This is a genomic window from Bacteroides sp. NSJ-39 (genome assembly GCF_014287315.1).
In the GTDB taxonomy this organism is placed as follows: Bacteria; Bacteroidota; Bacteroidia; order Bacteroidales; family Bacteroidaceae; genus Bacteroides; species Bacteroides finegoldii.
In genome coordinates, this window is record NZ_JACOOB010000003.1 from 119,761 (window position 1) to 145,988 (window position 26,228).

Below are 26,228 nucleotides of genomic sequence, written 5' to 3' on the forward strand. Positions count from 1 at the left end.
TATTAGAATTTAATTTCAAAACCTGCAGATAACGATTTCATAATCGGATATGCAGCCCCCGTATTATTTTCTACTTCCGGATCCCACAAATCAAATTTTGAAAATGTTAAAAGATTTGTTCCTCTCACAAAAAAACGAATGCCTGATATTACTGTAGTATTTCTCCACAAATTCTTTGGCAAAGAATAACCAAGTTCAATGTTTTTTAAACGTAAAAAACTCATATTCCGCAGCCACCACGTAGATGGTTGGTTATTATTACTATTTATACCATCATCCAAACGTGGATAAAATACATCCTGACTTGGATTGTCTACAGTCCAACGATCATTTGCATTAGTAAACATATTGCCTGTCACTCCTCTATTGGCACCCGGAATAATGCTTGATCCTAATATATTCCAACTACGGCCTATTCCTTGAAAAAGAGCTCCAAAATCTAGATCCTTGTATTTCATATTCAGTCCAAAGCCATATACTATCTCCGGATCTTTTGTTCCTCCAATTGGAGATTTATCAAATACATCTACTTTACCATCACCATTGACATCTCTGTATCTGATATCCCCCGGACGTAATTTACCTACAAAACTTTGAGTCGGAATTCCTTCTTTCAGTTTACCTGTACTTACGTCTTCAAAGTCGTCTGCCGTAAACAAACCTTCTGCTATATAGCCGGTTAATTGTCCTACCGGATGTCCTGTTTCAGCACGGTTAGTACCAACTACCGCACTAGGTTCATCCTTTTCTGTTATTTCATTATGAGCATAGGTAAATGTTCCCATTAAGCTGACAAATAAATCCTTGCCAAACTGTTTATTAACATTTAAAGAAACTTCTACACCCTGATTAGTCACTTTTCCAAAATTCTTCCAAGGCTGCTTCATAAATCCAGCTGTCATTGGAACAGACTCACGTGGCATAAATATATCTTTACGGCGTTCATCGAAATAGTCTAATTGCAAATCAATCATACCATTCAGGAAACCTAGCTCAACCCCCAAATTCATCTTATTAACAATCTCCCATGTCAAATCTTGTACTGCAAACTCGCCTTCTGCCATACCAGTTAAGCCATAACTGCTATCCAATCCCCATTTATACATGTTTAATGTCTCATAGTCATCGGTAATTGTAGAGAGGTATGCAAAACGGCGTCCACCTAAATTAGCATTACCTACCTGACCATAGGATGCACGTAATTTCAATTTAGATATGACTTTACGCAATGGTTGCATAAATGCCTCTTCCGATACAATCCAACCAATGGCTCCTGAAGGAAAAAAACCATAGCGCTTACCTCTAGCAAAATTTTCAGAACCATTATAACCAAAATTAAATTCACCTACATATTTACCTGCATAGGTATAAGATGCACGTCCAGCCAATCCCTGATTACGATATGGCAACTTACTTCCATCATCATAATTACGACGATTAAACAACAACATTGCAGCAACAGCATGTTTATCAGCAAATGTGCGATCGTAAGATAGAGTAGCTTCCATATATACACTCTTGTTCCCATAGTCACCACTTTTTGAATAGTCCAAGAAATTTGTACCATTGGATTTTGATGCTATAATCAAATTACCTTCATCATCACGTCCAGTTGCAGGTACATAATAATCTGGTGTCTTCCCACGAGAAACTGTACCTGAAGAAAACCTATCAAATGAGAATGTTCCTTTTAGTTTCAATCCAGGAAGCAAAAATTTCAAATCTTGTTCTACCGAAAACAATGTTTCGATCTTACTGTCGCTTTTTCTTTTATATCCACTTTGAGTAGCCCATGCCCAAACATTTGGTTCTTCTGTTGCCGGAATCTGTCCACTAGAATACTGTGCAGGGAAAGCATGCGGAACAGCAACAAACGCTTTCTGAAAAATTTGAGATATATCTTTCGTTGTAGAATTTCTATCTTGCAAATATCCACCAATATTAAAACGCAATTGCGTAGTTGGACTTAATTTCAGATCCACATTCGAACGCACATTATAACGTTGCAATTTAATAGTAGGATCCCAATCATAGCTTTTATCACGTTTCAAAATACCACGTTCATTATACGCAGCAGCAACAAAAGAATAACGTAATGTCTCTGTGCCACCAGATATATCGACTGTTACACGCTGATTCGAAGCATAATCATTTGTAATTGCATCCATCCAATTCACGTCTGGATATAAATCCGGATCATAACCTGAACGGGTTTTTGCAATGCGATCCGTATATTTAGGTTGTTGCCCTGTATCAATCAAGATATCATCTAAAACCTGCATATAATCCGCCGCACCCAAATACTCGGGAAGTTTAACCGGTTGTGTAGCGGCAAATTCAGCCTTTACAGTCACACGAGGTTTACCAACTTGTCCACGTTTCGTATTAATTAAAATAACGCCATTAGCTCCCCGTACTCCATAAACAGCACTTGCAGCAGCATCTTTCAACACAGAAAAAGATTCTATTTCTTCAGGATCAATATTATTCAAATCACGTTCTATACCATCAATCAAAACCAATGGGTTTTGTCCGGCATCCTGAAATGTACTAATACCACGAATCCAGAAAGAAGAGTTATCATATCCCGGCTCACCAGAACGTTGAACAGCTAATACACCGGCAACTGTACCAGCCAAATTATTACTCAATGAACGACTAGTAGACACTTTCAATTTTGCCGGTTCAATTGTGGTAATAGACCCTACTACAGATTCTTTCTTTTGTGCACCATAAGCTACTACCACCACCTCATCCAATTGGCCTACATCCTCTACCATTTGTACATTAACAACCTTTCGGTTATCAACAATTTCCTCTTTAGGCACAAAGCCAATATAACGGAAAGAAAGTACTGACTTTCTCGTAGGAACCATAATGCTATAATTACCATTCATATCCGTTAATGAATGCACTGTAGAATCATTCTTCAAAATGATTGTTACACCAATTAGCGGCTCTCCTTTTTCATCTGATACGTTACCTGTTACCTTAATACCCTTTTGCTGTGCAGTTTGCTGCACTTTAGGAGCTTCTGGGACCGAAATCGTAATTTGCCTTCCCGACATCTTATAATTCAGCCCTGTCTCTGAAAACAATTCTTTCAACACAGCATCTATTTTCTTATTGGAAACTGAAATGGAGACTTTATTATTCAGATTTTTTTGAACATTCGCTGAATAAATAAAAATGTACTTACTATGTTTTTCGATATAATCTAAGATATCTTTAACTGTGGTATTCTCATATTGTACCGAGAACAAATCTTCTTCGGAATTCCATCGGATAGAATTAGTACCGAACGAAGAACTAGGAATCATAAAAAAGACGTTTATAATACAAAAAAGCTTAAGTCTTTTTTGTAAGTGTAAAAAAATACTTTTCTTTACCATAAAAATTTCTTTTTAGGTTAACAATTTTGGATTTATTGATTTAACTAAGGAATTACTATCGGGTAAATACGGCAATATTTATCCGATTTTTTGTGTCATGATGATAATCTGTTCCTCATAGGCAAGCATATTTAAAAGATTAATTAAAAAGTTATTATTTATTCAAGTATATACTAGTATCTCTTTTTTCTATCGTAAATGGCAATGTTTGCTGAATACATTCAATCACCTCATCTATATCATCTTTCAAATCTAGTTTTCCATAGACCTTCTCACTACCTACCAATGGATCACATTGTATGGATACACCATAATAAATGCTTAGCTTCTGAATAATCTGCGATAAAGTATTGCCATTCAACAGCATAATTCCATCTATCCAACTAATATATTCAGCTACATCCACTTGCTTCTGACAGACAATTAAACCTCCTGCTATATTCAATAAATCATGTGGAGCCAATTGTGCCTTCTTCTCATTCTTATCAGTTACTTCTACTGATCCTTCTACCAATACAATATTGGTCGCACTTCCCCGATAATTGGAAATATTAAACTTTGTACCAAGTACCCGTAATTTAAAATCCTCAGATTCAACAATAAAAGGATGTTTCTTATCATGAGCAACCTCTAGAAAAACTTCCCCTTGAGTATATATCTTACGAATGTCACCTTTAAAACGACGAGGATAAACAACTTTAGACTGGGAGTTTACCACTAGACGAGTCCCATCTGACAGCTCTATTCTAGCCCTCTTACCTGAGGGAACAATCAACTGATTATATTCTTGTTCATCTTTTACCTTTTCTTCTTTAATAACCTGAGAATTAACCGCAACTTTTCCTTCCTTTGAATACTTAATAAAGGCATCTTCATCTAAGTTCAATTGTTCTTTAGCAGTTATCAGAGTTACTTCATCAACAGACTGGCTATCTAGACCTTCTGCAATAGCTTGTAAGTCTAAATCAACAACAGTTTCTAGATTCATAAAATAAATAGTTGATATACAAATCAGAATAGAAGCAGCAATAGAAGCGGAAGTTATCAACAAATAGTTCCGTTTGCGCTTCTTTTCGCTTTTTTGTATTTTCATACGAGTTCTCTCTATAATGGAAGAAGCATCAATTTTCTCTTGTTCGCAGCTTTCCCAAAAGAACCTCAGCGTCTCACCTTCAGGCATAGTGGTAAAATCATCCTCAAGTTTTTCCTGAGAATTCAACTTACCAAATAAATTTGCAAGGCGAAAGTATTCTTTCAAGTTCATAATCTTTTTTAATGTTGTTCTATAATTAAAGACGCAATTAAAAAAAGAATCTCCTAGTTAAAAATGAACTTTTTTCTCATTTCATATAAAAAAATATATAAAACAGATTTGCCTCACGAATAATCTATTGATAATCAAATAAATAAGGCAAGAATAAAAATATTATTCTCAAAAGCGAATATTTAGTTTCTTAGCAATTTCTTCCAATGCAAAAGCTATATGATTATTTATAGTCTTCACGGATATATCTAATAATGCCGCAATATCTTTATAAGGTAGGCCTTCTATTTTTGCCAAGAAAAAAACATGTTTACATTTCGGTGGTAACTGTTGAATAGCATTGTTTATTTTCTCCATTTCTTCTCTGCTAATCATAGCCTCATCCGGTGATTGGATTGGGGCAAATATAAAATCTCCTATATCATCAAGCAATAAATCTGCCTTTCCCTTCTCTTTTCTCAGATAAGAAAGAGCCTTCCGATAGGTTATTGTTTGTATCCAAGCATTCATATTTTCTATGCCAGCCAAAGTTCTTCTATTTTTCCAAACTTCAAAGAAAACATCACTTACAACCTCTTCAGATGGCTCCTTTTGGCCAATCAAAGCATAAACATAGTGATATAAACGTGAGGAATAATATTCCATAAAACGGCAAAAAGCCGCTTCATCACTGTTTACAATTCTGTCTATGTCATTACTTTCAAGTTTCACGGAAGTGTTTTACAGATTACTTCTAATTAACAAAATTGTGCCAAATATAGTAGTATATTAGGAAATATAAAAATAAAAATCGAATTAAAAGTTATCAATTATAGAAAAGTATATACAATAAATATTACAAAAGTCTTTTACTCAAATATCGCACCGGATACCATACAGAAAGAAAGCCGACCGTTAGAACCGTCACAAAGATAAGTAGCACATCCCAAGCGTGAACACTCACAGGATAGGCATCCACAACAAAAGTACCACCGCCACCACCTAATGAGATAATTCCGAATTCCTGTTGGATGAAACACAAAAGCAACCCTAAAACAATCCCGGAAACGGCACCGAAAAGAGAAATAAGACGACCTTCGAATAAAAAGATACGGGAGATCAGTTTATCATCCGCTCCTAAGCTACGTAATGTTACAACATCATCCTTCTTGTCCAAAATCAACATAGAAAGAGAACCGATTACATTGAAGCAAGCAATCATCAAGATAAAAGTAAGGAATAAATAAGAGATCAATTTCTCGATCTCCATGATACGGAAAACATCCGCTTGCTGCTGATAGCGGTTCTGAACGATAAAATCATTACCTAGTATTTTCTCAATTTTGGCTTGTACAGATGAAACATTTGCACCAGGCTTCAATTTCAATTCTATAGCGGAAACCTCTGTTGTATAATCCAGCAGTTGACGAAGAAAATCAAGAGAGGTAAGAATATACTTTCCGTCATATTCCTGCTGATTAACAACGAAGACAACTCCGGGAGAATAAAGATAATCACGATTAAAGGAAGCACCCGGATTTGCCATATTTACTTTAGCATTCCGTTTGGGTAAATACACTTGAAGAGGATCAACAAATTGAAGTCCCGTACCCAAGGTTGCCACCAACTCTACCCCCATCACACCGTAATTCACAATAGAATCATGAAGAAGAAAATCACCGGCTCCATAGAGAATACTATCAATGGCTGTCAATTCTTCAAAATTATCCTCTACCCCCTTTAGAACAACCATAGCTTGACGGTCTTTATATTGTACCATCGCATTCTCTTCGAGAGTTTCTGTAAATACATCTACTTCAGGAAGCAGGCAAACTACGCCAATCCGTTTGTCCTGACCATCAAAGACTTTCCCCTCACGAACAGTAATTTTTAATTGCGGGTCGAATGCTGTAAAAAAGCTGGCTACCATATCCTGAAATCCATTAAAAACAGAAAGCGTGCAGACCAATGCAAGCGTAGCAAGAGCTACTCCGCACACAGAAATGCCGGATATGATATTAATGGCATTATGTTTCTTCTTCGAAAAAAGATAACGCCGGGCTATATAAAAAGGAAAATTCAACTCTGCAACAAATTATTTCATTTCAGCAAAGAATCAATCTTCTCAATATAATCCAATGAATCATCCACAAAAAACTTCAGTTCCGGAATAATACGTAACTGATGGCGTACACGGGTTCCAAGCTCATAGCGAATGGTCTTCATATTATCATTGACATTCTTCACTATTTCTTCTGCCTTCTCGGACGGAAAGACACTAAGATAAACACGGGCTATACTCATATCCGGGCTGATACGAACAGCACTTACAGATACCAGAACACCCGGCATTGCTTTTGTCTGAAGCAGAAATATCTCACTAAGCTCTTTTTGCAACAGTCGAGATATCTTATTCTGTCTAGTTGTTTCCATAAATCTACTCCTTTATTTCTTTCTTATAATCGTTAACCCATCACGTAAGGGCAATATCACTTTCTCCACCCGCTCATCTTTTGCTACGAAATCATTGAATGCCTTAATCCCGATCGTCTGAGTATCAGCACTACGAGGCTGTTCCAACACATGACCATCCCACAATGTATTATCGGCAATGATATATCCTCCTTGTGAGAGATGCGCCAGCGTCATTTCGTAATATTCAATATACTTGCGTTTATCTCCATCTATAAAAGCCATATCAAAAATAATCCCCAAATCGGGAACCAGACTCAACGCATCACCTATATAAAAACGGATTTTATCCGCAAACGGTGATTCCTCAAGCCACGGACGAGTAAAATCTTCTTGCTCATCATTTATCTCAAACGTATGTAACATTCCGCCCTTCTGAAGCCCTTCAGCCAAGCAAAGGGCGGAATACCCGCTATACGTTCCAATTTCCAATATCTGGCGAGGCCGAATCATTTCCACAAACATTTTCAACATCCGCCCTTGCAAATGCCCGGAAGCCATACGAGGACGGAGTAGTTTTACGTGCGTATCCCGATAGAGTGCTTTCAGATAGTCATTCTCGGGATCAATATGCTGCAAAATATATTCGTCTATAGATTCAGTCTCTTGCATATAGCTTTTTACAAATAGCGGTTATTATTCGGCAAAACAGTCTCTTCCGCATGCTTCAAAGCATCTTCCACCACATTGATTTCGAGGAATGAAGTCTGCGTACCTTCTTTACCACTACTCAAATATCCTACCATGTCGGAAGGTTGCAAGCGACCTTCCTTCAACAGACGGCGTAAAGCAGCGAAATAGTATTCCTGCCCATTTGCCAATTCCGGCATATAGATCGCCTCTACTCCATAAGAAAGAGCCAGATGACGCATGGTCTTTTCCTTATAACATATAGCCAATACCGGATATTTACCACGGAAGGCAGCCAAATTACGAGCAGTACGTCCACTGTAACTGTCCGTAATGATAGCACGTATTTTCAGTTTAGATGTAGCCTTAACAGCTTGTTTAGCAAGAAATGCCGTAACATCATTACTATTTTCATCCAAAGGAATGCGAATATCGTTTTCCTCCAACTTATCCTTCTCAGCCTGAGCTGCAATCTTAGCCATCGTTTTCACAGCTTCTACCGGATACTTGCCATAAGCTGTCTCCCCACTCAACATCAAAGCATCCGTACGATAATAGATAGCATTGGCAATATCCGTAACCTCCGCACGAGTCGGACGAGGATTATTGATCATCGTATGAAGCATCTGAGTCGCAACAATTACCGGTTTCTTAGCCAAAATACATTTACGAATCAACACACGCTGAATACCCGGAATACGTTCCTGAGGCACTTCTATACCTAAGTCACCACGAGCAACCATAACGCCGTCAGCCACTTCCAGAATTTCGTCGATATTATCCACTCCCTCCTGATTTTCTATCTTAGCGATAATTCTGATATCGCTATTGTGAGCATCCAGAATTTCACGAATATCAAGCACATCCTGACGGTTACGCACAAAAGAGTGGGCTATAAAATCGATATCTTTTTCAATAGCATAAAGAATATTGTTGCGGTCTTTCTCCGTCAAAGAAGGAAGATTGATACGGACACCCGGTACATTCACACTCTTGCGGCTTCCTAAAGTAGCTTCATTTTTCACCTCACAAAGCAGATAATCGGCAGTCTTATCAATAACCTCCAATTCCAGGTCACCATCATCAATCAGAATGGTACCACCGATATTCAAGTCATGCACAAAATTGGGATAAGAGACAGCAATACATTCGCGGGTCGTTTCAAGTTCCGGATTACCAACTATTTTCACTTTCTCCCCTATCTTATATGGAATCGGTTCCGCATTAGCAGTCGTGCGAACCTCCGGTCCTTTAGTATCCATCAGAATCGCAATACGGTTGGACACCGCACGCACATTTGCAATCAAAGCTTCAAAACCTTCACGGCTGGCATGCGCAGTATTCATACGCACCACATTCATTCCGGCATCAAATAATTGTTTGATAAAATCCACATCACAACGTCTATCCGAAATGGAAGCTACAATTTTAGTCTGTTTCAATAACATAGTCTTTCTACCTATTTATATATTATAATCTTTATTTATTCTCTAATAATGCCTCCAAAGCCAAACGATACGAGTTCAATCCGAAACCGCAAATAACCCCTCTACAGGCACAAGCAATCATGGATATATGCCGGAAACCCTCACGGCTATGTACATTAGATATATGCACTTCAATCACGGGAGATGTCACAGAACGAATTGCATCCTGCAAAGCAATAGAAGTATGCGTATATGCACCGGCATTCAATATAATACCATCCACGTCAAATCCGACCTGCTGGATGCAGTCTATCATTTCTCCCTCAATGTTCGATTGAAAATAGTCGATCTCCAAGTCAGCATATCTTTTGCGAAGCTCAGCAAGATAATCTTCAAATGTAACGCTTCCATAAATAGAAGGTTCACGCTTACCCAACAGATTAATATTCGGGCCATTAATAATTTGTATCTTCATCGCACAATCCTGTTTTTTTATACCTTTGTATCCAAAGAACAATATTTCAAGGTGCAAAGATAGAGAAAAGAAATGGAAATCAACGAAAAAAAACAGAAGAAGGAACAACAAGCACTGATAATCAGAAAGTATCAGCAGTATCTTAAACTGGAAAAGTCCTTATCTCCTAACACACTGGAAGCTTATCTTACAGATTTGGACAAGCTATTAAGTTTCCTGACCTTAGAAGGGATCGATATCTTGGATGTATGCCTGGCTGACCTCCAACGTTTTGCGGCAGGCCTGCACGACATCGGCATTCATCCACGCTCACAAGCACGCATTCTGTCGGGTATCAAATCATTCTTCCGCTTTCTGATCATGGCAGACTATCTGGAAGCAGATCCCAGCGAGCTGTTGGAAAGCCCTAATATAGGCTTTAAACTCCCGGAAGTACTGACAGTAGAGGAAATTGACCGGATCATTGCCACTGTAGACCGCAGCAAAGCCGAAGGACAGCGGAACAGAGCTATTCTGGAAACCCTATATAGCTGCGGGCTCCGCGTTTCGGAACTTGTCAATCTTAAACTATCCGACCTTTATTTTGATGAAGGGTTCATCAAGGTAGAAGGGAAAGGAAACAAACAACGTCTTATTCCGATTTCCCCCAGAGCCATTAATGAGATAAAGCTCTATTTTACAGACCGGAATCAGATAGAAGTCAAGAGCGGACATGAAGATTTTGTTTTTATCAGCCTACGAAGAGGTAAAAGACTCTCGCGAATTATGATTTTCCACATGATAAAAGAACTAGCACAGCAAGCAGGTATTACCAAAAACATCAGCCCGCACACCTTCCGCCATTCTTTTGCGACTCATTTACTAGAAGGCGGTGCCAATTTACGGGCAATCCAATGTATGCTCGGACATGAATCAATCGCAACAACTGAAATCTACACCCACATCGACCGCAATGTGCTTCGCAGTGAGATTATTGAACATCATCCCCGAAATATTAAGTATCGGAAAGAAAAAGAGTCATTATTTCATTAAATTATGATAAAATCGCCCCCTTATCCATATATTTATATTAAGAATTAATATCTTTGCGTTACTTTTTCTGCGTAAAGTAGAAGAAGGTTTGTGAATAGACGATATTTCAATTACAAACATTTAATTTATACCTAAAATGACTAAGAAGTTGTACTTGCCTTTACTCATGGCAATGGTTGTTGCATTATTCTCTTCTTGCAGCAAAAAAATGGGTCCGCTGTCAGCTGATTACTTCACTGTTACTCCGCAAGTGCTGGAAGCAGTAGGTGGTAAAGTTCCTGCTACCATCAATGGTAAATTCCCTGAAAAGTATTTCAACAAGAAAGCGGTTGTAGAAGTTACTCCGGTATTGAAATGGAATGGCGGTGAAGCTAAAGGCCAACCGGCTACTTTCCAAGGTGAAAAGGTGGAAGGTAACAACCAATCTATCTCTTATAAGATGGGTGGTAGCTACACAATGAAAACCTCTTTTGACTATGTTCCGGAAATGGCTAAGTCCGAGTTATACCTCGAATTCAAAGCTACTATCGGTAAAAAAGAAGTTACTATTCCTGCTGTGAAAATAGCTGATGGTGTAATTTCTACTTCAGAATTAGTTAACAATACTTTAGGTAATGCTAATCCTGCATTGGGCGAAGACGCTTTCCAACGTATCATCAAAGAAAAGCACGATGCTAACATCATGTTCTTGATCCAACAAGCTAACATCCGTTCAAGCGAGTTGAAGACTGCTAAAGAATTCAACAAAGAAGTTGCTAACGTAAACGAAGCAGCTAACAAGAAGATCAGCAACATCGAAGTATCTGCATACGCTTCTCCAGATGGTGGTGTAAGCTTGAATACTACACTGGCTGAAAACCGTGAGAACAACACTACTAAGATGTTGAACAAAGACCTGAAGAAAGCAAAAATCGAAGCTCCGATCGATGCAAAATATACTGCACAGGACTGGGAAGGTTTCCAAGAACTGGTTTCTAAGTCTAACATTCAAGACAAAGAGTTGATCCTCCGCGTATTGTCTATGTATCAAGATCCTGCACAGAGAGAACAAGAAATCAAAAACATTTCTTCTGTTTACAAAACTTTGGCTGACGAAATCCTGCCTCAGTTGCGTCGTTCTCGTTTGACTTTGAACTACGAAATCATCGGTAAGTCTGACGAAGAAATCGCTAAGTTGGCTTCTTCCAATCCTTCTGAATTGAATATCGAAGAATTGCTGTACGCAGCTACACTGACTAACGATCCTGCTAAACAAGAAGCTATCTATACTCAAGCTACAAAACAATTCCCGAACGATTACCGTGCTTACAATAACTTGGGTAAATTAGCTTATCAGGCTGGTAACTATGACAAAGCAGAATCTTACTTCAAGAAAGCTGCCAGCGTAAACGCTACTCCTGAAGTTAACATGAACTTAGGTTTGATCGCTTTGATGAAGGGTGACAAAGCTACTGCAGAAGCATCATTCGGTAAAGCTGCCGGAACTAAAGAACTTGGCGAATCTATGGGTAACCTGTACATCGCTCAAGGCCAATATGAAAGAGCAGTAAACTCATTCGGTGACTCTAAGACTAACAGTGCTGCTTTGGCTCAGATCCTTGCTAAGGACTACAACAAAGCTAAAAATACTTTGGCTAACGTAGAAAGACCGGATGCTTACACAGACTACTTGATGGCTGTTTTAGGCGCTAGAACTAACAATTCTTCTATGGTAACAAGCAGCTTGAAGAGCGCAGTTGCTAAAGATTCTTCATTGGCTAAGAAAGCAGCTACAGACTTGGAATTTGCAAAATACTTCACAAATGCAGATTTCATGAACATCGTTAAATAATAGAATTACCACTCTATTTTAAATATTAAGAATTGCCTGTCATTACAAATGACGGGCAATTCTTTTTTTTATCTGCAAAAAACCGTACTTTCGCAGAAAAGAAATAAAAGCAATGAAAAAGAGTAGCATTTTAATCCTCATAGCCATCTGTCTATTCGGTTGCAGCAAGTCTTCTAAGAAAGTAAGCATAACCGGAGAAATCGAAGGATTGGGAACAGATACACTTTATCTATACGGTATGGACGAATTGCGCGACCAAATAGATACTATTTTCACCAAAGACGACAAGTTCTCTTATTCAACCCCAATAGACACTATTACCTCCGCTTTTCTGCTCATTAAAAATCAGATAGAATACCCTATTTTCCTTGATAAAGGGAATAAAATCAAAATAAAGGGAGATACCGATAACTTGGAAGCCCTAACCATCGATGGCAATACATACAATGAAGAATTTACAGCTTTCCAAAAAGAACTGAGCGGTTTAAATAACCCGTCCGAAAAAGATGTGGAACAAAAAGCTGAAGAATTCATACAGCAACATCATTCATCTTTCGTAAGCCTCTATTTACTAGATAAATATTTTGTCCAAAAAGAATCTCCGGACTTCAATAAGATAAAAAAACTAATTGAAGTCATGACAGGAATACTGCAAGATAAATTATATATTGAAAAGTTGAACGAAACCATATCCCAAGCCGAAAAAACCGAAATAGGGAAATATGCCCCCTTCTTTAGTTTGCCTAATGCCAAAGGAGAAAAAATTACCCGCACATCAAAAGACTTCAAAAAGAAAAACCTTTTAATCAACTTCTGGGCTTCTTGGGGAGATAGTATATCCAACCGTCGCAACAACAATGAACTAAAGGAACTTTATAAGAAATACAAAAAGAGTAAATATATAGGTATGCTCGGTATCTCTTTCGACGTAGACAAAAAAGAATGGAAAGACGCAATAAAACGTGACACGTTAGATTGGGAGCAAGTTTGTGATTTCAGCGGACTTAATTCAGAGATTGCCAAACAATATACCATCAAGCAAATTCCCGCAAACATTCTTCTGTCGGCAGACGGAAAAATCCTGGCTAAAAATCTCAGTGGAGAAGATTTGAAGAAGAAAATCGAAGAAGTCGTTTCCGCAGCAGAAGAGAAAGATAAAAAAGACAACAAAAAGAAAAAATAATCAGTAACCAAACGTGTTAATCAAAGTATTCGGAGCGGCTGTTCAAGGAATTGATGCAACACTCATCACAATCGAAGTAAACAGCTCGCGTGGCTGTATGTTCTATCTGGTCGGCCTTCCGGATTCTGCGGTCAAAGAAAGCCATCAACGCATAATCTCCGCTCTTCAAGTTAACGGTTATAAGATACCGACCAGTAACCTGATAGTCAACATGGCACCGGCAGATATTCGCAAAGAAGGTTCAGCCTACGATTTACCCCTTGCCATCGGCCTTCTGGGAGCCAACGGGACTATATCTTCCGAAAAATTCCCTCGCTACTTGCTAATGGGAGAACTGAGTCTTGATGGAAGCATACAGCCCATCAAAGGAGCTCTTCCTATTGCGATTAAAGCTCGTGAAGATGGCTTCGAAGGATTAATCATTCCCCAACAAAATGCCCGAGAAGCTGCCGTAGTCAATCAATTGAAAGTTTATGGCGTCAGCAATATTAAAGAAGTCATCCAATTTTTCAATAATGAGCGAGAATTAGCGCCAACCATAGTCAATACTCGGGAAGAGTTCTATGCCCAACAAAGTAACTTTGAATTTGACTTTGCCGATGTAAAAGGACAAGAGAATGTGAAAAGAGCCCTCGAAGTGGCAGCAGCCGGTGGTCACAACTTGATTATGGTAGGTGCACCTGGAAGTGGAAAGTCAATGATGGCAAAAAGATTACCCTCCATCCTTCCTCCACTTTCTTTAGGAGAAAGTCTCGAAACAACCAAAATACACTCCGTAGCTGGAAAGCTAAACCGCAATTCATCACTAATAACCCAGCGCCCCTTTCGAGATCCACACCACACCATCTCACAAACCGCCATGGTAGGAGGAGGGAGTTTTCCCCAGCCCGGAGAGATAAGCTTAGCGCACAACGGGATCTTATTTCTTGACGAATTGCCAGAATTTAGTAGAAACGTACTCGAAGTACTACGACAACCGTTGGAAGATAGGCGTATCACCATTTCCCGCGTAAAAAGCAGTATAGATTATCCTGCCAGCTTCACATTGGTAGCCTCCATGAACCCTTGCCCATGTGGTTATTACAATCACCCGACCAAAGCGTGTGTATGCAGTCCCGGACAAGTGCAGAAATACTTGAATAAGATTTCCGGTCCTTTGCTCGACAGGATTGATATTCAGATTGAAATCATCCCAGTCCCTTTTGACAAAATCTCCGACCAACGAAGAGGAGAGTCCAGTGCCGCCATTCGTAAACGTGTAATCAGAGCTCGTCAGATACAAGAAAAACGCTATGCTGAGTATCCGGGAATCTACTGCAATGCACAGATGAGCAGCAAGCTATTATCCATTTATGCGCGGCCGGATGACAAAGGACTTTCCCTGCTGCGAAATGCAATGGAACGCCTCAATCTTTCCGCACGCGCATACGACCGTATATTGAAAGTAGCGCGTACCATTGCCGATCTAGAAGGAAGTGAACAGATTCTTTCCGCTCATTTGGCAGAAGCCATCAGTTATCGGAATCTGGATAGAGAGAACTGGGCGGGATAGAGAGCCGCCTTCCGCTCCATCTTGTAAAAGTAAGAGACTACACTATTTGTATACTATAATTACCTCAATCCCGAAAGATACCACACAAAGGAAAACGTTCCATCAAATATCATTACAGCTTAGTACACAAACGTATGATACATTTATAATAAACTTTTGAGCAGTTTATTATAAACGGTATCCAAGTTTATTATAAAATCTCAAATTGCGAATTCGGCTTTTATCGTCTATTTTTTACAACAAAAAAGGCTGCAAATTCCACAAAATTCGCAGCCTTAGCCTATATCAGATACTCTATCTCCTGGTATAGTCCAAGAAGAGAGAGAACAATTGTCACTATATTATACTACTTCTATATTCATTTTTATCTAATTTTTCAGTTATTATCAGGCAGAAATCCATTTCCTTGAGCTACAAAGATACAACATTAAAATGCATTTGTCAAGTCCCTGACAGGTTTCAGCCCGAAAAACAAAAGAGGAAAGTGTCCGAAAAGGATTTCCTCTTCATCATTCCGTCCATCTACACTCTTATTTCCAGCAAATAGACTGCAAGAACCACGCCTTATTATCGTCACTCAAACCTTGGCGTTTCAGAACTTCCGGAAAATCATTATAACTTTTCCAGAAATCGGAAACTAAAGAAGAAATCTTGTCCGGAGCATAAGTAACTGCTTCACTTAAACTTCCCATCTTACCAAATTCTTCTTTAAAGCAAATATATGAATCACGATATTTCAACTGCTCCATAGATTTGGCAACTCGTCTTGATGCTCCCAATAAACCGTTCATATCAGCCGTTTCCGCAGGATAAACTATCTTAATGACCTTTTCCTGGTCGCAAGACAAAACCGGCAAATCGACAGAAAGGGCAAACTCTTCACCTAAGTATTCGTATTTTGCAGGTTGTCCGTTCACAGTAACAGACTGCGGGACAAGCGATGAGAGCACCTTCACTTTAAATGAACGGGAAACAGGCATATTTTTATATTGTCCTTCACGCTTGCCGATAACAATTGTTTGTTCCTGTCCCTGGCGGGAAGCTGTCAGTTTAGTCACAGCATATTCTGACGCATAATTCTTATCGTTTCCATTATCCTCGTAGAAACTAAAGGAAGACGCCCCATTTCCACCGGGGAATACGGTAATTACAACTTCTTCGTCATTGCCATTCAAGTTCATTACTTTGCTTGTGTACATTGGCAATACAGCGCCTGCCTTTACATAAATCGGATATTCGTCGATAGCAAAAGGACGCTCTACAATCTGACCGCCTTTCAGCAAAGTACCGGTATGCATTTCATACCACTCACCTTCGGGCAACCACGCACGCACCTGTACATAACCATCCTTTGCCGGAGCCGTAGCGGGAGCAACCAAAATATCATCTCCAAACATATATTCACTGCGGAATTCATAAGCCTCTTTACTTTCCGGATAGTCATAATACATCGGACGGCAAAGTGACAACCCTTCATCATACCCTTTACGGGCCATCGTGTAAATATACGGAGCCATCTCATAACGCTGCCGGATTGTCTTACGAAGAATATCACAATACTCTTTGTTAAACACCCACGGTTCTTTATTCAAACCGGCACTCTTTTGCGAGTGCGTACGCATAATCGGACTTAGAGCTCCGAATTGCAACCAGCGAGTGTACATTTCCGGATCGATACTTTCGCCGATATGTCCGCCCAAGTCATGGCTCCAATAGCCATACAATACATTAGAAGCCGTAGAATTGAAATAAGGCTGAAAATCCAATGATTTCCATGATACAACCGCATCACCTGAAAAACCGACCTGATAGCGATGATTTCCCAAACCTCCCCAACGATGGTACAACATAGGACGCGTATCCCGGTTCTTTTCCATATTACTGAAAAAGGCATAATTAATCCACCAGGTATTACTCAAATTCTTCATTTTCGGGTCATAGATCCCTTGCTGCCAATCCAGCCACCAGAAATCAACCCCGTCTTTCTCCATCGGAGTCAATACATTCTTGAACATATTCTTGATAAACTTCTTATCTGAGTTTATCCATGGAATCGTTTGTTTGGACTGAGGATCAATTCCCATATCCTTTGCCAGTTCAGGATATTTTTCTTCATAAGAAGCCACTCCATCCGCAGGGTGCAGGTTGAGGGTTATTTTCACGTCATTTTGTTTGAGGTATCCGAGGAATCCTTTCGGATTCGGAAACAGGTCCCTGTTCCAGGTCCAACCAGTCCAACCGCCTTTTCCTTGTTCCGTATAATGCCAGTCCATATCTACTACCAATACATCCAAAGGAATCTGATACGTATGGAAATTATCAATCAAATTGCGGAATTCCTTATCAGAGTACAACCAATAGCGCGACCACCAGTAACCGAACGCATAGCGGGGTGGCAACGGCACTTTTCCGGCAAAAAGAGTATAATCTTTCAGAGCTGCTTTATAATCATGTCCATAAGCCATGAAGTACCAGTCCTGCCCGCCATTAGCCGGACGCTCTTTCACCCAATCCCAGTCCTTATCATTATCAAACAGAAGTCCTTGCGAATCATCGATGAAAGTCCAGCCGTCCGTAGCCAGCAGACCATCTTCCAGTTTCAGTTTTTCACCCTTCTTTGTATCAGCCACCCAAGTCTGTGTCTGCGTATCACCATCCATGCCATCCAATGTACGATAAGTACCTTTCAAGTTACCCTTCTGTTGCATACCGGGTTTCCAGGAAAAAGGCAGCATTTCTTTAGCTGCGGTGATAATTAAGTTCTTATCCGTAAACTGTCCGCTGTTTTTCTTATAACGCATCTTCATCTTAGAAGTCGTTATTTCAACCCATCCTCCTCTTGTTTTCAGTTTGTAATCTACTTGAGGATACAGGCGATTGATAGCCATGTGCGATCTGTCGTCTACAAATTTCCCATCCGGAGCATATTCCAAGCGGAGAGCCCCGTCGGAGATGACTGTGAATCTCACGTTATCATCCGTATATGCGATATTCCGTTGTGTGTTTTGTGCTTGCAGTGCAAATAGAACACTCTGTAAAATGCAAAGCAAACTTAGCAGTAATTTTTTTTTCATAACATTTTTAAAACCTATAAATTTAAAATCCGAGAACAAAATTAGGATAATTGCAGCTATATAGCTGCAATTATCTCATACCAATTACTTATTATCCTTGAAAGCAGGTGCTTCCGCCTTCACAACCGGACCATCTCCTACGAGATAAGGCCATCCGTTGTCATCCCAATACACTCTATCAAGCAAGACTACGCGACCCAAAGACGGATCGGAAGTGCGGTAAGCGTGATAGATTATCCAATCTTTACCTTCATCATCTTGTACTATTTCAGCATTGTGCCCTGTGCCCAGGAATGCATCATTCTTATGTATCAACACCTCATGTTTGTTATCGTTCATCTTTTCGCCCGCCTTATTTACATAAGGACCGAAAAGATTTGTAGAACGGCATACCACCGTCTGATAGGTACTATTCGCACCTTCACAGCAGGTACCGGTAGAACAGAACAGATAATAATAATCGCCTCTTTTCAATATATAGGACCCTTCGTAAGCATTCGTGTTTCCGGTGTTGGCAGCAACTTGGATTTTTGTTGCTTTCGCATTCTCTATTCCACCTTTCAGCGAAAGGCCATCCTCGCTCAACTCAACTCCCCAAATACCATACCAGCTTCCCCAAAACAGGTACTTCTTGCCGTTATCCTCGATATAGAAAGGGTCGATACTGTTGTGCACGCCAATCTCATTGCTCCGGAATAACTTACCTTGGTCGGTAAACGGCCCTTCCGGTCTATCCGAAACGGAAACTCCAATACCACAAGTTTCTCCACCGCCCCATTTGGACAAAGAGTAGTACATTACATATTTACCATCGATATAATTAATATCCGGTGCCCAGATACCAGCATCCGGCTCCCATGACGGTTTTTTATCTTCCTCATAGGCACCACTCACATAAGTCCAATGTACCAGATCCTTAGACTTATGTATCCATGTATTACCTCCCGTAGCGTACAGATAGAAATAGCCATCCTCTGCCTTTATCACTGTCGGGTCCGGATTATCGGAGTCTATAACCGGATTTGAATACCACACTTTGTCTACCAACGGCGTTTGCACCGTTTCACCTTTCTGCTTGTCACTATTACCGCACCCCCAAGTGAATAGGGAAATCATTCCAAGCGCGATTATATTTTGCATATACATAAGTTTTGAGTTTTTCTTGTTAATTGTTACTATTCTATTCCAAATCCGGATTTAATTCCACATCGGGACCCAATATAATATCGATCTTAGAGGTCTTTGATGCCTTAGCTGCTTCGGAAGTAATTGGCGTACCATCTGCCTGGAACGCTTCCAATGTAATGCTCAGTTGAGCTTCCTTTCCATCCAATCCAAAGGTTCTCATGTATTCCATGATCTGCCGGTTAGTAAAAAGCAGTTCACGCACTCCGTCATAGGTCAATATACTCTTATCCTCTACTCCTATTGTCTCAGTCGTTTCTCCATCCACTTCCAGGCCCAGGGTTATGACATATTTCGATGCCGTATCCATATCCAGCCAACGGTAGACGAAGGCAACTCCATCAATATTCTCCTGCACAATTTGTACATAGTAATTTTCTGACTCTACTTCCACTCTCGGTACACGCGGCTGCGGTTCACCCGCACTTTCTACGTCGCCACAGGCTCCCAACACAACTATATTGGCAAGCAAACAGATTATAATAAACAGTTTTTTCATGATTTCCATATTTTAATTAACTCATTATGAAGATTACTCAGCAGGATTCAGATATATCTTCATTTGGTCAAGGTCTACTGTCAAAGTGTATTTACCATCCGATGCTACGCTCCATTTCAAGTCTCCACCGTCACCTTGATATCTCGCTTCTCCAAGTTCATGTTCTGTTGCCGGATTGGCAAGGTTGACGGGAGCAAAGAAGAATTTACCACCCCAATCAAGTTCCACTGAAAGTTTAAATTCATTACTGCCGCCATTGTAATAGAAATTGCCAGTATAGGTCCAAAGCTCCGGATGGCGTGGATCCTTACTTTGCAAAGCCCCCTTCTCTTTAGCCACTCCTAAGTCCCAACCTACATCACAAGAATTACCGACAATCCAAATACCATCTTTCGGCAAAGGATACAAACTGACTATGTTCACATCAAATACATTCAGATCGACTACTATTGTATATGTACCGCTCTTTGTATTCTCCAGCATCTCATAATCACCATCTTCCGCTACATACTGCAAAGAGTTATCTCCATTTTCGCCTTTCATGTAACATGGATAATCCGATTCTGCACTGAGCGCAAAGAAGTACTTGCATGGTTTCAATTCTGCCTGTGACTGGTAGATTCCCGAACCGACAACTTTTTCCGTCATTCTCCGCATAGACCTTTCACCATCTTCCGTTATCATCACCATATAAATCGCAGTAGCATTCTTATCATACCCGACCACATCGAATTGTGTTTTCGACAATTCCGGTTTCAAATACTGAGCAGACGAATTCACTTGAGCGATTACCTCTGCCTCGATAGTAACTTTATCTCCGGGAAGTATGCTCCAAGAAGCCAAAATATCATTCAGTTCATTATGCGTGAAGCTGATAGAGCGTTCTCCGGCTTCAATTTCATATAAGCTAGTGACATTGGAGTGTAAGTCCGCCATATACATTCTAAAGAAGTAAGCAATACTGGCGTCAGCACCACCACGCTGTGCTGCAGCGTTCCACGTAAAAGTAACCGCAGTCTCGTTCTCCTTCTCTTTCTCCAAAGTAAGTTCGGTAGAAGAAGCCTTTAATAGCATCTGGTCTGCAGGTGTTTCCAGTGTGTAGTACTCCGGATCTTTATTACAGCTCGCTACTATCGATACCAGAAAGAGCAAGCATATTAATTTCATTATCTTATTCATAATCATGCTTTTCATTTAATTAATTCCAGAAAGGAGCCTGAACAAGGTTAGGATTCTTATTTATCTCCTCGAAATATACCGGCATCCAATACATTGCCCTTTTCCATACACGTGTCTGGAATACAGTTCTCTTATAGAACTCATTACTGTTCGTTCCACCATAATTCATGCCATAGTCATCTCCACACATTTCAGGAAGACTCTCAACGATTCTCCAACGGCGGATATCCGACCAGCGTGAACCTTCGCAACAAAGTTCAACACGCCGTTCCATACGAACTACCTCACGTACTGCCAGCTGATTGTCATCTACATGAATATATTTAGGGTCATCCAATGAAACAGTATTCAATGTATACTGCCGCACACCTGCACGTTCACGCACCTTATTTACATATTTCAACGCTTCCTCACGGGATACCTTATTATCATAAGCCTCATTGATTGCTTCGGCATAATCAAGGAAAGAAGCTGATAAACGGTACAAGAACATTTGCCGCCATTTATAACTGCCATTCTTCGGATTATCCTGAGGATATACTTTTTTACGAACCAAATAACCATTTTGAGGAGCATCGTGTGTGTAGTCGTTATCTTTCTGGTTCTTAAAGAACTCATATTTACGTCCGGCTAAGGCATACCAAGAACCATTATAACTCACCGTTGTATAGAAACGCGGTTCGCGGTTGCAATACATATTATAAGTCCCTTCTGCAGTCACTTCTCCCTTTTGTCCTGTTCCACCTGTCCACTCAGTGACTCTTGTTTCTTTTTCTGTAGAGAAACCTCCTTCCACATATTCTGCATTGTCATCCGTTATCGGAAGCCCGTTCTTCATAAAGAAAGCATCTACCAGCCCTTGATATACTCCCAAACCATTTCCACCACCATACTCCTTAGTCACAGCCTTATTGGTATAGAACTGATAACTTTGATAAGCATCCTGCTTTGTGTAAGGGAACAGAATTTCCTTATTTCCATCCTGAAACTTGGTGAACCAAACATTTTCAAGCGAAGTGAAAGGGTCAATCTCTCCTTCTTCATTATATTCCACATACAAACGGTATCCAGCCTGGTCTGCCTCATCAAGCAAAAGTTTACAAGCCTCAGCAGCCTTTACCCACTTTTCCTGACTGTAAGTAGAATTAAACAGTTCTTCTCCCTCCTTATTCTTATGCCCGATGTACCACTCATTACCATTCACAAGCGGACTGGCTGCAAACAATAACATTTTTGCACGAATAGTCAGACACATAACGGAAGTGATACGACCATATTTCTCTACACTTTGCCATACAGGCGGCAGTTGCTTTGCCGCTTCCAGCATTTCATTATCCAAATGACTGACAATCTCGTCAAACGGTCTCTGTCCCACCATTAAGTCCGAAAGAGTAAAGTCAGTAGGAGCAATGTAATTGGGTCTAAAAGGAATCGGTCCATAAGTCTCCAACAATTGCCACCAATAATAAGCTGCAAGGAAACGCGCTTCCGCTTTCATATAATCCACTTCTTTCTGTGACAGATCGGCCTCAGGCAATGCATGCACCCGCTCAATAAATATGTAAGCCTGGCGTATTTTCCGAGGAAGACCATCCCAGAAATTACCCGCCCATTGTGTATTAGGCGTCCATCCACCAAGAATCTTAGTGATATTAGGCCAGTCCCACTGTTGCCAACGTGCGGAAGCAGTCAGGTCATCCGCAAATACTTCCCATCCGTATTTATTCAACCAGTCATTTCCCGGATTAGGAATACGGCTGTATACATTAGCCAGCCAAGATTCTACCTTTGTCTTATTTTCAAAGACCATATCTATATCAATCTCCGTATCCGGTTCTTTGTCAAGATACGTACAGGAACCCAACGATACGATGCCTATCAATCCGGCAAATATATATTTCTTCAAACTCATGATCGTCTTTTTTTAAATTAGAAATTCAGGTCAACTCCAAACATAACGGAACGCATAGCAGGATAACGCAAACCGGTATCAGTATCCAATTCCGGATCCCATAGTTTGAACGGAGAAAAACAGAAAAGGTTATTACCGCTCACGTAGAAACGAACCGACTTCGAATGTATCTTCTCGGTTATCATTTTCGGCAAAGTATATCCCAATTCCAAAGTCTTGAGACGCAAGAATCGCATATTCTTTTTCCACCAGGTGGAGCTCCGGTAGTTTTGCCGGTTAGGCTCTTCCGACAATCTTGGCCAAAATACATCCTGAGAAGAATTCTCTTCTGTCCACCGGTCATTATAGTTGGAATAGACATTTCCTTGCAACGTTTGTCCGCTACCCGGAATAAAGTATGTAGTATTACCGATTACACGATAAGTATCGCCTGTCCCTTGAAAGAAAAAATTCAAGTCCCAGTTCTTGTAATTTATATTACCACCGAATCCGTAAACAATACGCGGGTCTACTGTTCCGCCAATATAACCTTCATCTGCATCAGTAATGAAACCATCACCGTTCATATCCACATATTTAATATCACCCGGACGAACCTTGGAAGCTCCTACATCTTGTGTCGGTATACCGAATTTTAAATTACCATCCGCATCAAAGTCATCTGCCGTAAACAGTCTTTCTGCCTGCAACCCCCACAAAGTATTCAATGAACGTCCTGTCAGCCCTTTGTATGTACCTACCACAGATTCCGGTTCATCATACTCGTCTACCCGATTGATAGCATAAGTAAAGTTAGAACGGAAACCTATAAACCAATCTTTATTGATTTGTTTACTATAATTCAAAGAGAATTCCACACCACGATTAGTCACTTCACCAAAGTTAGCCCATGGATTTGTCAAGAATCCGGTTTGTGACGGAATAATTTTACGCTGCATGAAAATATTAGTACGCTTTTCTTTAAATACATCTACTTGCAGTTCCAGTTCATTCCATAAGCCCAATTCTACTCCAAGATTCATTTTTAATGCAGTCTCCCACGTAAGGTTTTCCACTCCTACTTCTCCTTCAGAAATACCTTTACGTTCAATCTGCCCTGTATCACCCCAGTGATACGTGTCTGCATCTGTCTTCAATGTTGTCATATAGGCAAAACGTCGTCCACCAATGTCATCATTACCAACTTTTCCTATAGATGCTCTTAATTTCAATTTACTCAAAGTATTTCTGAACTTATCCATAAAAGGTTCTTCGGATATAAGCCAACCAACTGCAAGAGAGGGGAAAAATCCGAAACGTTTTCCTTTGGCAAAATTCTCCGAACCGTTATAACCAAAGTTAAACTCCGTCACATAGCGGCTATCGAATGTATAAGAAAGACGCCCCGCAATACCTTGCTTTCTATAAGGCTGTACACTACCGTTGTCAAAACTTTGCTGATTATACAGGAACAATGCATCCACATCATGTTTTCCGAAAGTACGTGCATAAGTCAGCGTTCCTTCAAAGTAGACCCTCGAATTTCCATATTCACCTTTATTGCCATGTCCCAAAGAATCATCTCCGTATTTCAACACCGAATGAATCAGGTTACCCTCTATATCACGACCGGTAGCAATAGTATAGTAAGTCGCATTCTTGCCTCTGGTTATCGAACTCTGATTCCAGCGGTCGAACGAGAATGACACTTTCGCTTTCAATCCCGGAGTGATCATTTTCAGGTTCTGCTCGACAGCAAACAAAGATTGAATCTGTGAGGCCGTAACCACATCATATCCACTTTGTGTCACAGCAGCCCAAGGATTGACTCCGTTGATATTCATGATAGGAATTGTTCCGTCAGAGTAACGGGCAGGGTGCACAAAAGGGGAAGTCATAAATGCTCTGTCGAAAGCATTGTCCGTACTAAAAGCCTGCTTACGGTGCGTCTGCAAGAAACCGCCGACATTCAAACGCAGTACTGTCGTCTTGGTAACATCCAAATCGACATTGGCACGCATGTTATAACGGGTCAGCTTCATTCCGGTGTCATAAGGCAATGTCTTGTCCGTTTCCATAATTCCTTTCTCACCGAAATAAGAACCGACCAATGAGTACCGGAGAAAATCGGAGCCACCCGACACCGTTAAATTAGCACGAGTAGAGTAAGCGTAATCTTTCGTTATTTGATCCAGCCAATTTACATCCGGATACAAATCCCGGTCATATCCATAACGAGTCCTGTCAATCTGCTCCTGGCTGAATGGCAAGCGTGTCCTGTCTTCCGTAAGTTCGTTCAATAATGCCATATGATCGGCTGCACCGATAAACTCAGGAAGTTTTGTAGGTTCTGAAATAGAATGTTCCACCCGAAGATTCACAGAAGGAGCACCTATCTTACCACGTTTTGTATTAATAACAATCACACCGTTCGCACCGCGCACACCATACATAGCACTTGCCGAAGCATCTTTCAATACAGAGAACGATTCTATTTCCGCCGGGTCGATATGATTTAGATCACGTTCAATTCCATCAACCAATACTAGTGGCGACTGTCCGCCAGAGAAAGAGGCAATACCACGAATCCAAAAATTAGAAGAATCGTACCCGGGTTCACCGGAACGCTGAACAGCTATCACACCGGCAATTTGTCCCGCCAGGTTATTAGTAACAGAACGTGAAGACCCCACCTGCAACTTCTTTGGCTGCAATGTTTCGATAGAACCGATAACCGACATTTTTTTCTGGCTACCATATCCCGTAACCACCACTTCGTCCAGCGCTTCAATATCTTCCTCAAGAATCACATCAAAGTTAATCTTGCTTCCAACTTTTATTTGCTGGGTTTTAAATCCTATATAGGAAATCTCAATTACGGAACTTTTTCCCGGCACATCCATATAGAAATGTCCGTCCATATCCGTTATCACTCCAGTGCCTCCTTCTTCCATAACGCGTATATTCACACCAGGAAGAGGATTCCTGTCCTTATCGGTTATCGTACCACTAATACGAATACCTTTCGCCTGCTCCGACAGATTCGTCTTACCAGCCATAGAATGTACAGGTAAAGCGGAGTTGGCACTTGTTCCATAGTACAACAACAAGCAAACAAAAAATGCTTTCTTCAAATCCATAATATTAAATTTAAAAATCTCAT

At 40.3% G+C, this 26,228-nt stretch carries 18 protein-coding genes; 4 read left to right on the forward strand and 14 right to left on the reverse strand.

Annotation, left to right across the window (positions count from 1 at the left end):
• Window positions 1–2: 2 nt before the first annotated feature.
• The 8 genes from H8S63_RS05035 to aroQ form a co-directional block, all read right to left on the reverse strand.
• Entirely contained in the window at window positions 3–3,392 is a 3,390-nt protein-coding gene (locus H8S63_RS05035) for a TonB-dependent receptor (protein ID WP_186925916.1), read from the reverse strand.
• A gap of 154 nt (window positions 3,393–3,546) precedes the next feature.
• Entirely contained in the window at window positions 3,547–4,656 is a 1,110-nt protein-coding gene (locus tag H8S63_RS05040; RefSeq protein ID WP_186925917.1) for a FecR family protein, read from the reverse strand.
• A 168-nt stretch (window positions 4,657–4,824) separates the two neighbouring features.
• Window positions 4,825–5,367 carry an RNA polymerase sigma factor gene (locus H8S63_RS05045; protein ID WP_007747763.1) on the reverse strand — a complete coding sequence of 181 codons (543 nt, stop codon included), beginning with the start codon at window positions 5,365–5,367 and terminating at the stop codon, window positions 4,825–4,827.
• A 124-nt stretch (window positions 5,368–5,491) separates the two neighbouring features.
• Window positions 5,492–6,718, reverse strand: coding sequence for an FtsX-like permease family protein (locus tag H8S63_RS05050; protein WP_186925918.1), 1,227 nt, complete (start codon window positions 6,716–6,718; stop codon window positions 5,492–5,494).
• A 17-nt stretch (window positions 6,719–6,735) separates the two neighbouring features.
• On the reverse strand, window positions 6,736–7,068 hold the full coding sequence (gene rbfA / locus H8S63_RS05055; protein WP_007747761.1) for a 30S ribosome-binding factor RbfA: 333 nt from the start codon (window positions 7,066–7,068) through the stop codon (window positions 6,736–6,738).
• Window positions 7,069–7,080: 12 nt separating this feature from the next.
• A complete protein-coding gene (locus H8S63_RS05060) occupies window positions 7,081–7,719 on the reverse strand; it encodes an O-methyltransferase (protein WP_007747759.1) in 639 nt (212 codons plus the stop codon).
• A gap of 8 nt (window positions 7,720–7,727) precedes the next feature.
• A complete protein-coding gene (gene pyk, locus H8S63_RS05065; protein ID WP_007747758.1) occupies window positions 7,728–9,185 on the reverse strand; it encodes a pyruvate kinase in 1,458 nt (485 codons plus the stop codon).
• Between the two features lie 31 nt (window positions 9,186–9,216).
• Window positions 9,217–9,639, reverse strand: coding sequence for a type II 3-dehydroquinate dehydratase (gene aroQ, locus H8S63_RS05070; protein WP_186925919.1), 423 nt, complete (start codon window positions 9,637–9,639; stop codon window positions 9,217–9,219).
• Window positions 9,640–9,711: 72 nt separating this feature from the next.
• On the opposite strand from aroQ, the gene xerD reads away from it, so the two are divergent.
• The 4 genes from xerD to H8S63_RS05090 all read left to right on the forward strand — a co-directional run bounded on the left by xerD (window position 9,712) and on the right by H8S63_RS05090 (window position 15,237).
• Entirely contained in the window at window positions 9,712–10,671 is a 960-nt protein-coding gene (xerD, locus tag H8S63_RS05075) for a site-specific tyrosine recombinase XerD (RefSeq protein WP_186925920.1), read from the forward strand.
• A 136-nt stretch (window positions 10,672–10,807) separates the two neighbouring features.
• On the forward strand, window positions 10,808–12,502 hold the full coding sequence (locus tag H8S63_RS05080) for a tetratricopeptide repeat protein (RefSeq protein WP_186925921.1): 1,695 nt from the start codon (window positions 10,808–10,810) through the stop codon (window positions 12,500–12,502).
• A 112-nt stretch (window positions 12,503–12,614) separates the two neighbouring features.
• Entirely contained in the window at window positions 12,615–13,685 is a 1,071-nt protein-coding gene (locus H8S63_RS05085; RefSeq protein WP_186925922.1) for a thioredoxin-like domain-containing protein, read from the forward strand.
• 13 nt (window positions 13,686–13,698) lie between these two features.
• Window positions 13,699–15,237 carry a YifB family Mg chelatase-like AAA ATPase gene (locus H8S63_RS05090; protein ID WP_186925923.1) on the forward strand — a complete coding sequence of 513 codons (1,539 nt, stop codon included), beginning with the start codon at window positions 13,699–13,701 and terminating at the stop codon, window positions 15,235–15,237.
• Between the two features lie 530 nt (window positions 15,238–15,767).
• Here the strand turns inward: H8S63_RS05090 and H8S63_RS05095 are convergent.
• From H8S63_RS05095 to H8S63_RS05120, 6 genes are all read right to left on the reverse strand, one after another.
• Window positions 15,768–18,311, reverse strand: a complete 2,544-nt coding sequence (locus tag H8S63_RS05095; RefSeq protein ID WP_186925924.1) for a glycoside hydrolase family 31 protein — start codon at window positions 18,309–18,311, stop codon at window positions 15,768–15,770.
• A gap of 84 nt (window positions 18,312–18,395) precedes the next feature.
• Entirely contained in the window at window positions 18,396–19,457 is a 1,062-nt protein-coding gene (locus H8S63_RS05100; RefSeq protein WP_186925925.1) for a family 43 glycosylhydrolase, read from the reverse strand.
• A gap of 34 nt (window positions 19,458–19,491) precedes the next feature.
• Window positions 19,492–20,004 carry a hypothetical protein gene (locus H8S63_RS05105; RefSeq protein ID WP_186925926.1) on the reverse strand — a complete coding sequence of 171 codons (513 nt, stop codon included), beginning with the start codon at window positions 20,002–20,004 and terminating at the stop codon, window positions 19,492–19,494.
• Window positions 20,005–20,028: 24 nt separating this feature from the next.
• Window positions 20,029–21,174, reverse strand: coding sequence for a SusE domain-containing protein (locus H8S63_RS05110; protein ID WP_186925927.1), 1,146 nt, complete (start codon window positions 21,172–21,174; stop codon window positions 20,029–20,031).
• 19 nt (window positions 21,175–21,193) lie between these two features.
• Window positions 21,194–23,086: a RagB/SusD family nutrient uptake outer membrane protein gene (locus tag H8S63_RS05115; RefSeq protein WP_186925928.1), complete on the reverse strand. Its 1,893-nt coding sequence runs from the start codon at window positions 23,084–23,086 to the stop codon at window positions 21,194–21,196.
• A 17-nt stretch (window positions 23,087–23,103) separates the two neighbouring features.
• Window positions 23,104–26,205: a TonB-dependent receptor gene (locus H8S63_RS05120; protein ID WP_186925929.1), complete on the reverse strand. Its 3,102-nt coding sequence runs from the start codon at window positions 26,203–26,205 to the stop codon at window positions 23,104–23,106.
• Window positions 26,206–26,228 lie beyond the last annotated feature (23 nt).

Excerpts from the sequence above, each read along its gene's own strand:
- H8S63_RS05035 (WP_186925916.1), bottom strand. The coding sequence starts at position 3,392 with ATGGTAAAGAAAAGTATTTTTTTACACTTACAAAAAAGACTTAAGCTT.
- H8S63_RS05040 (WP_186925917.1), bottom strand. The coding sequence starts at position 4,656 with ATGAACTTGAAAGAATACTTTCGCCTTGCAAATTTATTTGGTAAGTTG.
- rbfA (WP_007747761.1), bottom strand. The coding sequence starts at position 7,068 with ATGGAAACAACTAGACAGAATAAGATATCTCGACTGTTGCAAAAAGAG.
- H8S63_RS05060 (WP_007747759.1), bottom strand. The coding sequence starts at position 7,719 with ATGCAAGAGACTGAATCTATAGACGAATATATTTTGCAGCATATTGAT.
- pyk (WP_007747758.1), bottom strand. The coding sequence starts at position 9,185 with ATGTTATTGAAACAGACTAAAATTGTAGCTTCCATTTCGGATAGACGT.
- aroQ (WP_186925919.1), bottom strand. The coding sequence starts at position 9,639 with ATGAAGATACAAATTATTAATGGCCCGAATATTAATCTGTTGGGTAAG.
- xerD (WP_186925920.1), top strand. The coding sequence starts at position 9,712 with ATGGAAATCAACGAAAAAAAACAGAAGAAGGAACAACAAGCACTGATA.
- H8S63_RS05080 (WP_186925921.1), top strand. The coding sequence starts at position 10,808 with ATGACTAAGAAGTTGTACTTGCCTTTACTCATGGCAATGGTTGTTGCA.
- H8S63_RS05085 (WP_186925922.1), top strand. The coding sequence starts at position 12,615 with ATGAAAAAGAGTAGCATTTTAATCCTCATAGCCATCTGTCTATTCGGT.
- H8S63_RS05095 (WP_186925924.1), bottom strand. The coding sequence starts at position 18,311 with ATGAAAAAAAAATTACTGCTAAGTTTGCTTTGCATTTTACAGAGTGTT.
- H8S63_RS05100 (WP_186925925.1), bottom strand. The coding sequence starts at position 19,457 with ATGTATATGCAAAATATAATCGCGCTTGGAATGATTTCCCTATTCACT.
- H8S63_RS05105 (WP_186925926.1), bottom strand. The coding sequence starts at position 20,004 with ATGGAAATCATGAAAAAACTGTTTATTATAATCTGTTTGCTTGCCAAT.
- H8S63_RS05110 (WP_186925927.1), bottom strand. The coding sequence starts at position 21,174 with ATGAATAAGATAATGAAATTAATATGCTTGCTCTTTCTGGTATCGATA.
- H8S63_RS05115 (WP_186925928.1), bottom strand. The coding sequence starts at position 23,086 with ATGAGTTTGAAGAAATATATATTTGCCGGATTGATAGGCATCGTATCG.
- H8S63_RS05120 (WP_186925929.1), bottom strand. The coding sequence starts at position 26,205 with ATGGATTTGAAGAAAGCATTTTTTGTTTGCTTGTTGTTGTACTATGGA.